Origin of the sequence: Microbacterium sp. E-13 (genome assembly GCF_049912955.1) — a bacterium.
Taxonomy (GTDB): Bacteria; Actinomycetota; Actinomycetes; order Actinomycetales; family Microbacteriaceae; genus Microbacterium.
In genome coordinates, this window is the sequence record NZ_CP183973.1 from 2,039,847 (window position 1) to 2,051,019 (window position 11,173).

The 11,173-nt window shown below is 70.5% G+C and carries 11 protein-coding genes; 5 read left to right on the forward strand and 6 right to left on the reverse strand.

The features are described from left to right. Positions 1-68 precede the first annotated feature (68 nt). The gene (pabB, locus tag ACN9MP_RS09295) at positions 69-1,391 is read right to left on the reverse strand and encodes an aminodeoxychorismate synthase component I (protein ID WP_426325905.1); all 1,323 of its coding nucleotides are present in this window, start codon (positions 1,389-1,391) and stop codon (positions 69-71) included. Between the two features lie 42 nt (positions 1,392-1,433). On the opposite strand from pabB, the gene ACN9MP_RS09300 reads away from it, so the two are divergent. Genes ACN9MP_RS09300 through ACN9MP_RS09315 form a run of 4 tightly spaced genes read left to right on the forward strand, consistent with a single transcriptional unit; the run spans position 1,434 to position 4,849 of the window. Next, positions 1,434-2,111 carry a DedA family protein gene (locus ACN9MP_RS09300; RefSeq protein ID WP_426325906.1) on the forward strand — a complete coding sequence of 226 codons (678 nt, stop codon included), beginning with the start codon at positions 1,434-1,436 and terminating at the stop codon, positions 2,109-2,111. A 4-nt stretch (positions 2,112-2,115) separates the two neighbouring features. Next, positions 2,116-3,171: an App1 family protein gene (locus ACN9MP_RS09305; RefSeq protein ID WP_426325908.1), complete on the forward strand. Its 1,056-nt coding sequence runs from the start codon at positions 2,116-2,118 to the stop codon at positions 3,169-3,171. Positions 3,172-3,217: 46 nt separating this feature from the next. After that, a complete protein-coding gene (locus tag ACN9MP_RS09310; RefSeq protein ID WP_426325910.1) occupies positions 3,218-3,931 on the forward strand; it encodes an SOS response-associated peptidase in 714 nt (237 codons plus the stop codon). A gap of 45 nt (positions 3,932-3,976) precedes the next feature. Then, positions 3,977-4,849, forward strand: coding sequence for a 3-methyladenine DNA glycosylase (locus ACN9MP_RS09315; protein WP_426325912.1), 873 nt, complete (start codon positions 3,977-3,979; stop codon positions 4,847-4,849). A gap of 1 nt (position 4,850) precedes the next feature. Here the strand turns inward: ACN9MP_RS09315 and ACN9MP_RS09320 are convergent, their stop codons facing one another. The 5 genes from ACN9MP_RS09320 to ACN9MP_RS09340 are packed head-to-tail and all read right to left on the reverse strand — an operon-like array spanning position 4,851 to position 10,508. Further along, positions 4,851-6,062 carry a glycoside hydrolase family 3 N-terminal domain-containing protein gene (locus tag ACN9MP_RS09320; RefSeq protein ID WP_426325914.1) on the reverse strand — a complete coding sequence of 404 codons (1,212 nt, stop codon included), beginning with the start codon at positions 6,060-6,062 and terminating at the stop codon, positions 4,851-4,853. Between the two features lie 27 nt (positions 6,063-6,089). Continuing rightward, the gene (locus tag ACN9MP_RS09325; protein WP_426325916.1) at positions 6,090-7,769 is read right to left on the reverse strand and encodes an acyl-CoA dehydrogenase family protein; all 1,680 of its coding nucleotides are present in this window, start codon (positions 7,767-7,769) and stop codon (positions 6,090-6,092) included. After that, entirely contained in the window at positions 7,766-8,851 is a 1,086-nt protein-coding gene (locus tag ACN9MP_RS09330; RefSeq protein WP_426325918.1) for a zinc-binding metallopeptidase family protein, read from the reverse strand. Before ACN9MP_RS09330 ends, ACN9MP_RS09325 begins: the two co-directional genes overlap by 4 nt. A gap of 44 nt (positions 8,852-8,895) precedes the next feature. Further along, positions 8,896-10,035: a PQQ-dependent sugar dehydrogenase gene (locus ACN9MP_RS09335; RefSeq protein WP_426319596.1), complete on the reverse strand. Its 1,140-nt coding sequence runs from the start codon at positions 10,033-10,035 to the stop codon at positions 8,896-8,898. Further along, positions 10,032-10,508: a VOC family protein gene (locus ACN9MP_RS09340; protein ID WP_426319598.1), complete on the reverse strand. Its 477-nt coding sequence runs from the start codon at positions 10,506-10,508 to the stop codon at positions 10,032-10,034. Before ACN9MP_RS09340 ends, ACN9MP_RS09335 begins: the two co-directional genes overlap by 4 nt. A gap of 234 nt (positions 10,509-10,742) precedes the next feature. Here ACN9MP_RS09340 and ACN9MP_RS09345 point away from each other — a divergent pair, with 234 nt between their 5' ends. Beyond that, positions 10,743-11,147, forward strand: coding sequence for a TM2 domain-containing protein (locus ACN9MP_RS09345; protein WP_426319600.1), 405 nt, complete (start codon positions 10,743-10,745; stop codon positions 11,145-11,147). Positions 11,148-11,173: the final 26 nt, after the last annotated feature.

The following is an 11,173-nucleotide window of genomic DNA, read 5'->3' on the forward strand; positions in this document are numbered from 1 at the left end:
AATCAGGAATGCCGGGATGCGCGCGCGAGCGCGCGAAGCGCGCCTTCCAGGTTAGCGGACCGGCGCCCTCACCAGCCGGGCGGCAGCGCGGCGCCCAGGGCGGCCAGGGGCCCGCGCGCCTTGATCCCCACCTCGGCGACCTCGGCCGCGGCATCCGATCTCCACGTGATGCCGCCGCCCGCCCCCACGTACGCACCCCCCGGGCGGATCACGATCGAGCGGATCACCATCGCGAGGTCGAGAGCCCCATCGTCGCCGATCCAGCCGAAGCATCCGGAGAACACGCCCCGCGGGGCGCCCTCCAGTCCGTGCAGGATGGTCATCGCCGACAGCTTCGGCGCCCCGGTCATCGATCCGGCGGGGAAGGTGGCGTCGAGCAGGTCGCCGAGGGTCGTCCCCTGTCGCAGGCTGCCGGAGACCGTGCTGACCAGCTGGTGCACCGCGGGATACGACTCGACCTCCAGAAGCGCGTCCACTCCCACCGAACCCGGCAGGCACACGCGTGAGAGGTCGTTGCGCATCAGATCGACGATCATGACGTTCTCGGCGCGTTCCTTCTCGCTGGCACGCAGCTCCGCCGCCAGCGCCGCGTCGGCGCGCGGATCGGCCCCACGGGGCCGTGTGCCCTTGATCGGGCGGGTCCTCACGATCGCCGGGCCGTCCGCTGACGGTTCGACGTGGAGGAACTGCTCGGGACTCGCGCTCAGCAGTGCGACCCCGTCCGAGCGGATGAAGCCGCCGTGGTGGGCGGGCGTGGCGGCGCGCAGTCGTGCGTACACCGCGAGCGGATCGACGGATGCCTCGACCTCGAAGCGCGTCGTGAGGCACAGCTGGTAGGCATCGCCCTCGCGGATGGCGTCGCGGCAGCGTTCGATGAGGGCGGCATACTCATCGGGCGTATGACGCGCGCGAGCCACGCCGCCGACGTCTGCGGGAGCCGGTGACGAGGATGCGCGGGCAGTCGCTGCTGCCGCGGCTGCGGCGGCCAGCCCCTCCACGGTGTCGCGGGGGCCGTACGCACGGATCGTCCGCGCGGCGTGGTCGAACGCGAGCACACGCTCGACGCGCAGCCAGCGTTCCTGGGGAACGCCGTCGTCGTCCTGCGAGGCGGGCGCCTCGGCTCGTGCGGCCGCGTCGTCATAGCCGGCCCAGCCGACCCATCCGCCGCGGAACGGGGTCTCGCCGATGCGCGTCGGTCCGCCCCCGCAGGGCGTGCGGCGCACGGCCCCCGGCTCGTCCGGCGCGCCGGTGCCCATCCAGCTCCAGCCCTCATCGGCGTCGGGTCCGGCATCCAGCCAGAAGGCGTGCGGTTCGCGGGCGAACAGCGCGGCGAAGACGGACGCCGGATCCACCCACTGCGCGACATCCGCGACGGCGAGGGGCTCCGACATGTTCTCAGGTTAGAGGTCCGTCGAGGCCTCTAGGCTCGTGGCGTGAACGAGTTCCTGACATGGCTGCTCGACGCGGTGCAGAGCGTCGACCCCATCGTCAGGACGCTTCTGGCCGGTTTCGCGATCATGCTCGAGACGAGCGTCCTGATCGGGTTGGTGGTGCCCGGCGACACCGTGGTGATCGTCGCCGGCACGGCGGTGTCGTCGGTGCTCGAGGGCGTGCTGCTCGGAGTGGCGGTCGTGCTGGGCGCCCTCGTCGGCGAGAGCATCGGCTTCTGGCTCGGCCGCTTCCTCGGGCCCAGGATCCGCGACTCGCGGCTGGGCCGACGCATCGGCGAGGACAACTGGAGGCGCTCGGAGCGATACCTCCGTCGCCGGGGCGGGCCGGCGATCTTCATCTCGCGGTTCCTTCCGGTGCTGCATTCGCTCGTGCCGCTCACGGTCGGCATGAGCGGATACCCCTACCGACGATTCCTCGCCTGGACGATTCCCGCCTGCGTGATCTGGTCCGCCCTGTACATCTCGGTGGCGGCTGTGGCCGCCGGCACCTACCGGGAGCTGGCGGATCAGCTGCACTACGCCGGCTACATCTTCGTCGCCGTCATCGGACTGTTCCTCGTGCTCGTCTTCATCAGCAAGAAGGTGATCGAGCGCGCCGAGCGGAAGCACCTGGATCACGACGACCCCGACGAAGCCTCGGTGGCGGACGTGAAAGACTGAGGGGATGCCCCACACCGAACCCCAGCCGGTGAGCGCGAAGGTCCTGTGGCTCGCGCGCCTGGAGTACCGGTTCCACGCGTGGCGCGAGCGGCGCGCGCGACGGCGCGGCCACATCCCCACCGTGACGCCTTTCCCGGGGTACGGAGGACCGGAGTGGGTGCGCGTGCTCGGTCGCGCGATGATCGTGCCCCCCGTCAAGCAGCCCGAGTCCGGCGAGTTTGCCGGCGTCCGCGGCTGGCGCAGCTTCGCCGCCGTGCCCATCGGGTACGCGCAGGTCATCGTGACGATCGCGGGGGTTCAGCACGAGGTCGTGGCCGACCGGGGCGGCGTGATCGACACGCGGCTCCCGGCTCGGCTCGAGCCCGGGTGGCAGACGTTCACCATGTCGGTCGAGGGCGGCGAGCCCGTGGAGGCGCGCGCCTTCATCGTCGGGCCCGACGTGCGCTTCGGGATCGTGTCCGACGTCGACGACACGGTCATGGTGACCGCCCTCCCGCGTCCCCTGCTCGCTGCGTGGAACTCCTTCGTGGTGAACGAGCACGCCCGTCAGCCGGTGCCGGGAATGGCCGTCCTCATGGAGCGCGTCGTCCGCGAGAACCCGGGAGCGCCGCTCGTCTATCTCTCGACGGGCGCGTGGAACATCGCCCCGACGCTCGTCCGGTTCCTCAGCCGTCACGTCTTCCCGCCGGGCGCGTTGCTGCTCACCGACTGGGGTCCCACCCACGACCGCTGGTTCCGCAGCGGCCAGGCGCACAAGCTCTCCAACCTTCGCCGCCTCGCCGAGGAGTTCCCTCAGGTGCGCTGGCTGCTGATCGGCGACGACGGTCAGCACGACGACGCGATCTACACGACGTTCACCGACGAGCATCCTTCGCAGGTCGTGGCCGTCGCGATCCGCCGGCTCTCCCCCGCCGAGGCGGTGCTCGCGGGCGGTCGCACGGCCGTCAACGACCACGCCGCCGCCTCGGTGCCGTGGGTGACGGAGAGCGACGGCGCCGGCCTGCTGGAGCGCCTGGAGGATGTCGGCGTCCTGGGCAGCGCGGGCGCCATCGAGGCCTGACCGCAGCGGCGGCCCCGACGTCGGAGGCCCCGCGTAGGCTGACCGCATGTGCGGACGCTTCGTAGTGGCCAGTGCCGGCAGCGACCTCGTCGGGGTGCTGCGTGTCGACGTCGAAGGCGACGACCTCCCCGGCCCGTCGTTCAATGTGGCGCCGACGAGCACCGCGGCCATCGTTCTCGATTCCGCGAAGACGGAGCCCCCCACGCGTCGCCTCGAGGCGGCGCGGTGGGGACTGATCCCCTCCTGGGCCAAAGACGCGAAGATCGGCGCACGCGCATTCAACGCCCGGGCGGAGGAGCTCGAAGACAAGCCGATGTTCCGCAGCGCCCTCGAGAAGCGCAGGGCCGTCGTGCCGACCTCGGGCTACTACGAGTGGAAGAACGTCGACGGCGCCAAGATCCCCCACTACATCCACCCCGCCGACGGCGAGCCGCTCTTCCTGGCGGGCCTCTACGAGTGGTGGCGTGACAAGACCAAGGGTGACGACGACCCCGACCGCTGGCTGCTCAGCTTCACGATCCTGACACGGGACTCCATCGGCCGCCTCGGCTCCATCCACGATCGCATGCCGCTGTTCCTCGATCCCGACCATGCCGACGCATGGCTCGACCCCACCACCGACAACGTCCGCGACGTCGTCGACGCCGCGATCGACGCCGCCCCCGCGCTCGCCGACACCCTCGACGACCACGAGGTGTCGAAGGCCGTCGGCAATGTCCGCAACAACTCCCCCGAGCTGATCGAGCCGGTCGACTCCTGACGGCCTCCGGCGGACGCCTATTCGACCGCGCGTATCCTCGGTACGGTGACCATCGCTCCCCCTGACGTGACGGTGCTCCCCGCCGACGTCTGGCGCGAGCGCGAGGCGGCGCACGAGGCTCGCGCCCGCGGCCTGACATTCGCGCACCGTGAGCAGGCCTCTCGGCGGGAGGCCCACCCCGTCGAGGACTTCCTGTTCACCTACTACTCGTACAAGCCCTCGGTGCTGCACCGCTGGCACCCGGGTGGCGCTGTGGAGCTGGCGGATGCCGCGACCGACGCACGGGCGGGATGGCGCTGGTACGGTCCGGGCACCCTCGAGGGCTCGGTGACGGTGGACGGCGACGGTTTGCGCGCCGAGCGGGGCGCCCTCCTGGCGAACATCGCCCGGATCCTCCGCGCCACGGCCGGCCGCGCCCCGGGCTTCGGCTGCTTCGGCCTGCACGAATGGGCGATGGTCTATCGCCGGCGCGAGCACCGGCATCCCGTCCCGCTCCGGCTCGGGCAGGATGTGACGGACGCCGTCGTCGAAGCGCACGATCTGCGCTGCACGCATTTCGACGCGTTCCGGTTCTTCACTCCTGAGGCGGTGCCCCGCAACCGGGAGACACCGACACGCGAACGGCAGGCGGAGCTCGAGCAGCCGGGATGCCTGCACGCCGGTATGGATCTCTACAAGTGGGCCGTGAAGCTCGGCCCGCTGGTGCCGGGCGAACTGCTGCTGGACGCGTTCGAGCTCGCCCGCGACATCCGCATCCTCGACATGCGCGCGTCGCCGTACGACCTCGCCGACTGGGGGTACGAGCCGGTGCCGATCGAGACCCCGGACGGCAAGGCCGCCTATGTGCGCGCGCAGCGTGGTTTCGCCGAGAGAGGGCAGGCCATCCGCGCCCTCCTGATCGAGGTTGCCGCCGGCTGACTCAGCCGTCCGCGCCGCCGCACGTCGTGCAGGGAAGTTCTCCCCCCGCGGCTTGGGCCAGAGCGAGCCGCAGTTCCATCACGTGCGTCGCCGCGTCCTCCAGCCGCTCCGCGGGGACGGCGCCGGACTCCACCGCGCCGACGATCCCATCGACGATCCGCGGTGCGGTGTCGGGCGTTGATGAGACGACGGTGAGCAGCATGTCGTTGCCGGCCGCCAGCGCGGAGACGGCGTTGGCGACGGGGTCGGCGTACTGCGCCAGGCCTGAGCTCTGCAGCATCCCGAGATCGTCCGTGATGGTGACCCCGTCGAAGCCCAGCTCTTCACGCGCGATGCGATGCCACTCCGGCGAGATGCTCGCGGGAGCGGCGTCCACGGCGGTGTAGGCGAGGTGCCCGAACATGAGGAGCTCAGCGCCCGCATCGATCCCCGCCCGGAACGGGAGGGCATCGGCCGCGCGCCATTGATCCAGGGGCATCCCGGTCGACGGGATCGACGAGTGCGAGTCTCCTGCCGCGGCCCCGTGGCCCGGGAAGTGCTTGAGCGTCGAGAACACCGAGCCCTGCTCACCGCGCACGGCGGCCGCGACATGCGCCGCGGCCACGTCGGGCGTGTTCCCCAGCACGCGACGGTGGATGAACGAGCCCGGGTCGCCGCTGACATCGGCGACGATTCCGAAGTTCACGGGGATGCCGGCCTGGCGCACCAGCGCCGCGCGGCCCGCGTACGCCGCCTCGACGGTGGTGTCGTCGGACTGCTGAAGCTCGTATGGCGCCGGCAGGTCGTCCCAGGGCAGACGCGAGACGTCGCCGCCCTCCTGGTCGATCGCGATGAGGGGCGGAAGCGCTGGATCCACGGTGAGCGCCGCCGTGATCTGCTGGAGCGCGGCCTCGCCGCCCGGGATGTTCGCCCCCATGAGGAGGAAGCCGCCGAGACCACCCGATTCCATATAGGCATGCAGGGCGGCGGGGTCGGTGGTCGGGATGTGGCCCATGACGACGCTCGCCGCCCGCTCCCGGATCGACATGACGGCAACGGCGTCTTCGGCGGCTGTCGGCGCCGCCGTCGCCTCGGGCGACGCCGCCGAGGCGGTCGCGGAAGGGGTCGGTGACGACGACGGCTCCGGCGGCGACACCGGGGTGCACGACGCGCACATGATCGCCGCAGCGGCGACCGCCGCGGCGAGCAGGGTCGTACGGCGCGCGGAAGTCACCCGTCAAGCGTAGGCTCGGCCGGCGGGTCAGTGGCGCGTGACGATGGTTGCGGCATCCGTTCCGGAGGGCAGTACCCCGTACTGCGCCCCGCGATCATCGCCGAGACGCGCGGCGATGAACGTGTCGGCGTCCAGCCCCGGAGCGTGCCGGATCAGCAGTGATGCCTGGAACGCGAGCGCCAGGTCTTCGCTGAGCCGGCGGGCATGTGAGGCGGCCTCGGCGGCATCCGCGCCGGTGAGGCGCTGCAGCAGCCCCAACGTGCGCTCCACGTGGCGGTCGAGCACGTCGGAGATGCCGGTGGTCGTGGCGAGCTCGTCGGCGAACGCCTCGCCGGAGTCGCGGTCCCGCGTGAGCGCGCGCAGCACGTCGAGGGCGATGACGTTGCCCGATCCCTCCCAGATCGCCATCACCGGCTGCTCGCGATATCTGCGGGCGAGCGGGAATGACTCGGTATAGCCGTTGCCTCCGAGGCACTCCAGGGCTTCGTAGGCGTGATGCGGCCCGCGCTTGCACACCCAGTACTTCGACACCGGCGTCGCAAGGCGACGGAGGGCGATGTCGCGATCGGATGCCTCGGCCTCGAAGAGCTGCGCGAGCCGCAGGCCCGTCAGCATCGCGGCCTCGTACTCGAGTGCGAGATCGGCGAGCACGGCGGTCATCGCCGGCTGCTCGACAAGCAGAGCGCCGAAGGCCTCCCGCCCTCGTGCGTGCCAGAGCGCCTCGCCTACGGACTGCCGCATCCCCGCCGCGGTGCCCAGCACGCAATCGAGCCGGGTGCGCTGGACCATCTCGATGATGGTGGGCACGCCGCGGCCCGGCTCGCCCACCACGAAGCCGACCGTGCCGTCGAACTCGACCTCCGCGGAGGCGTTCGACCGATTCCCGAGCTTGTCCTTCAGCCGCTGGATGCGGAACACGTTGCGCATGTCGTGGGGCAGCATGCGCGGGACGAAGAGGCACGAGAGCCCTTCGTCGACACCGCCGTTGCGGGTATGTGCGAGCACCAGGAACCCGTCCGACATCGGGGCGGAGCAGAACCACTTGTGACCGGTGAGCTGATACGCGTGGCCACCCATCGACTCGCCGACGGTCGTGCCGGCCCGCACATCCGACCCGCCCTGCTTCTCGGTCATGGCCATGCCGATGAGCGCGCTGGTCTTTCCGCCCTCGACCGTGAGGCGGGGTTCGTACTCGCGCGAGTACATCCTCGGGAGCCAGTCGTCGGCGAGCCATGGCGAGCCCTGGATCGACGCTACGGCCGCATGCGTCATCGACACCGGGCAGGCGTGTCCGGGTTCGATCTGGGCGAACAGCATGAACATCGCCGCACGCGCGACATGCGCTCCCGGGCGAGGGTCGGCCCACGCCGAGGTGTGCGCGCCGCGTGCGATCGCCTCGCCGATGACGCGATGGTACGAGGGGTCGTACTCCACCTCGTCGAGGCGGAAGCCCCAGCGGTCGTGGGAGTGGGCGACCGGGGTGTGCACGTCGGCGAGGTGCGCGTCGCGCTGGAAGCCGGCCGAGCCGACCAGCGCGCCCGCCTCGCGCAGCTCGCCGTCCGCCCACTCGGCACCGAAGGCGCGCACGGCCTCTTCGAGCGGGGCGTTCATCGTGTACTCGTCGACGTCGACGCGCCACGGCGGCTGGTTCTCGACGTAGTGCGTGGCGGCGCCGATCACCCGCTGCCCGCGGGAGAACGAGATCAACTCTGCTCCGTCTCTCTGGCCAGCGCGAGCGCGTACTGCTCGTCGGGGCTGAGCGGCGCCCGTGTCACGATCTCGTGGATGAACGCCAATTTGTGCCGGACCGGAGTCACGATGGTGAAGGGGTAGAGGTCTCCGAAGCCCATGGAGCGGTTGATCCGGTTGAAGCCTTGCGACATCCATTCCCAGTCGCTGAGGAGGCGCTGGATCGGCTCACGCTCGTACGAGTCGAGCGGGACGACGTCGGTGTCGCGCAGGTTCGTGACGGCGGCGTCGAGATGGATGCCGATGACGGCAGCCGTCTGGAGGGTGCCGGTGATGTGCAGGTAGTGCGCGAAGGTCTCGGCGAAATCCTCCCACGGATGCATCGTGGCGTACTCCGAGATGAATGACCGGCTCCAGTCCGACGGAGCGCCGAACGTGTAGTGCCGTTTGAGCGCCTCCTTGTAGCTCGTGCGCTCGTCACCGAAGATCTCCCGGCACTGCTCCCAGAGCTCGTCGCTCGTGAGCAGCACGTTCTGGTAGTAGTGGCCGACCTCGTGTCGCAGATGTCCGAGGATCGTGCGGTACGGCTCGCCCAGCCGTACCCGCAGCGCCTCTCGCCGATCGTCCAGGCTCTCGGCGAGATCGATGGTGATGATGCCGTTCGCGTGCCCGATCGTCACCGGCTTGCCGTCGGACAGGCTCGAGATGAGGTCGAAGCCGAGTCCGCCCTTCTCGACATCCCAGCCCACGATCGGAAGACCGAGGTCAGCCAGCTGCAGCAGGAGACGTCGCTTCGCCTCCTCCACCTTCGCCAGCTTCTCGAGGGCGACGGTGTCGTCCGCCGCGGGACGGCGGCGGGTGAGGCGGCACGAGAAGCATCGGCCGGCCGGAGCGTTCCCCCACACCAGCCAGTTGCAGGCCCACTCCCGGTTGGAGCACGTGTACCAGTTCTCGCCGTCGATCACGGTCTGCCCGTGACGGATGCCGTGGAACTCCCGTGTCGGGAGGTGGTAGGCGATCTCCCCCTCGCAGTTGGGGCACCGCAGTGTGTCGAGGTAGACGAAGTGGCGGCAATGCGGACACCGGGGCTGCGTGCTCACGCTCTCACCGTAGCGCGCCGACGAGGGGGTGGACCGCTGCGGGATCACGAAGCGGGCGTGAGTTCCACACGGACGAGCACGTCATCGCCCGGGCGGGGCGAGCCGCGGCCGTCCGTGTTGTTGGTCAGCACCCACAGCGAGCCGTCCGGCAGGGCGACGACATCTCGCAGGCGACCGAGTTCGCCCGCGAACGCGTCGGCGGGTTCGCCCGCGACGTCGCCCTCGCGTGTGTCGACCTGCCAGAGCCGCTCTCCCCGCAGGCCCGCGATGAAGACGGTGTCGCCGACGGCGGCGATGCCGCTCGGACTGGCGTCGCTCGTCGCCCAGACGGCGACGGGGTCGACGAGATCATCCCGGCCGGCCACGCCTTCGACGATGGGCCAGCCGTAGTTCGCGCCGCCCTCGATGCGGTTGAGCTCGTCCCAGGTGTCCTGGCCGAACTCGCTTGCCCACATCGTGCCGTCGGCGGTCCACGCGATCCCCTGGACATTCCGGTGGCCTATCGACCAGACCGGTGTGTCCCGGGGATTGCCGGGTGCAGGGTCGCCGTCCGGCGTGATCCGCAGGATCTTGCCCCCGAGCGATGTCGGGTCCTGTGCGGCGTCGCGAAGCGAAGCGTCTCCGGTCGTCACGTACAGGTAGCCGTCCGGGCCGAAGGCGAGTCGCCCGCCGTCATGGTTGCGTGCGCGCGGGATGCCGTCGAGGATGACTTCGTCCTCGCCGAGCCGGTACGCTCCCGGTTCGCCGAGGAGCGGCATCCGTGCCACGCGGTTGTCGTTCTCGGCACCGAAGTACGCGTACACCACCGGTCCGCCATCGGTCTCGAGAAGGGCGAGGCCGTGGAGACCCGATTCGCCGCCCGAGACCACGCCGGGCACCCTACCGGCGGTGCGCAGGACGCCGTCAGGCGTCAGTTCGAGCACGGTGCCGTCACCTCGCTGCGAGATGAGGGCCCCGCCCTCCGGGAGGGGCGCCACCGACCACGGCGCCTCGAGACCGGACGTCACCGTGCCGGTCACCGCACCGGCACGCCACCAGGTCTCGGGCGGCGTGGAGCGGCTCGGTCCGACGGTCGGAGCCTGCGACGAGAGCGCCGGCTGCGGCGATGCGACGGAGCACGCGGATGCTCCGGCCAGCGCCAGGAGGAGGCATCCGGCCGCGGTCCACCGCCAGGAGCGGTTCACTCCCGCGCCACGGCCGCCTCCAGCGCGGCGACGTCGATGCGCCGCATACGGAGCATCGCCTGCACGGCGCGGTGGGCCACCTCCGGGTCGGGGTGCCGGATCAGTTCCACCAGCCGCTGCGGGATGATCTGCCAGGAGAGCCCCCACCGGTCCTTGAGCCAGCCGCAGGGCTGCTCCTGTCCGCCGTCGGCGGCCAGGGCGTTCCAGTAGCGGTCCACTTCCTCCTGGTCGCGGCACGCGACGTAGAGCGACACGGCCTCGGTGAACGGGAACTGCGGTCCGGCATCCATCCCGAAGTAGTCCCGGCCCCCGAGGCGGAAGTGCACGTGCATGACCTTGCCGCCCATGCCGGGCACCTCGTCGGGGTAGCGCTCGATCGTGACGACCTCGGAATCCGGGATGAGCGCCGCGTAGAACGTGACGGCCTCCTCGGCGGCGTCGTCGAACCAGAGGAACGGTGTCACTTCGCTCATGCGACCCACCCTTCCCGACGCCCGCGAACGACGCAACAGGCGACGCCGGCCGGTTGATACGTACTCCGGGCAAGCGTGGAGGCGATCGGCTGAGCATCCGATCCCGGAGGTCCATCGCGGCCACGCGTGACGAGCCTGCGCACGTTTCGCGCACGCAGCCGAGAGGGATGGGACCTTCGACCCCTTCACAGGGTCCGCGGTGCCGCATCGTGTCTCGTAACGAAGGAGGCAGCCATGACCACGAACACAGTCCCACCGGAACGGCCGACGATCCCCGGTGCGGTCCAGTCCACGGCGGTGTCAGACAGGTCCTTCATCGCCACGTGGATGTTCTCGTGGCTGCTGGGGTTCCTGGGGGTCGACCGGTTCTATCTCGGCAAGATCGGGACCGGCGTGGTGAAGCTGCTGACCCTCGGAGGTCTCGGCATCTGGTGGCTCATCGACCTGATCCTGACGCTGGCCGGCGTGCAGCGCGACAAAGAAGGGCGACTCCTGCCCGACTTCGAACAGCACAAGATGATCGCCTGGATCATCACCGCGGCCGGCTTCGGCCTCTGGCTCCTCACCGCCGCCATCTCCCGCGTCTTCGTCTATACCCCCGCCGAGTGGCCGATGATGCCGTGGTGGCAAGGGCAGTGACGGAAGTGGACGGCTGAAGGGAACGG

Bases quoted from the DNA above. Each gene is read 5' to 3' on its own strand.
- ACN9MP_RS09310 (WP_426325910.1), top strand. From the start codon at position 3,218: ATGTGCGGACGCTTCGTAGTGGCCAGTGCCGGCAGCGACCTCGTCGGG.
- ACN9MP_RS09340 (WP_426319598.1), bottom strand. From the start codon at position 10,508: ATGAGCGAAGTGACACCGTTCCTCTGGTTCGACGACGCCGCCGAGGAG.
- ACN9MP_RS09345 (WP_426319600.1), top strand. From the start codon at position 10,743: ATGACCACGAACACAGTCCCACCGGAACGGCCGACGATCCCCGGTGCG.
- ACN9MP_RS09305 (WP_426325908.1), top strand. From the start codon at position 2,116: ATGCCCCACACCGAACCCCAGCCGGTGAGCGCGAAGGTCCTGTGGCTC.
- pabB (WP_426325905.1), bottom strand. From the start codon at position 1,391: ATGTCGGAGCCCCTCGCCGTCGCGGATGTCGCGCAGTGGGTGGATCCG.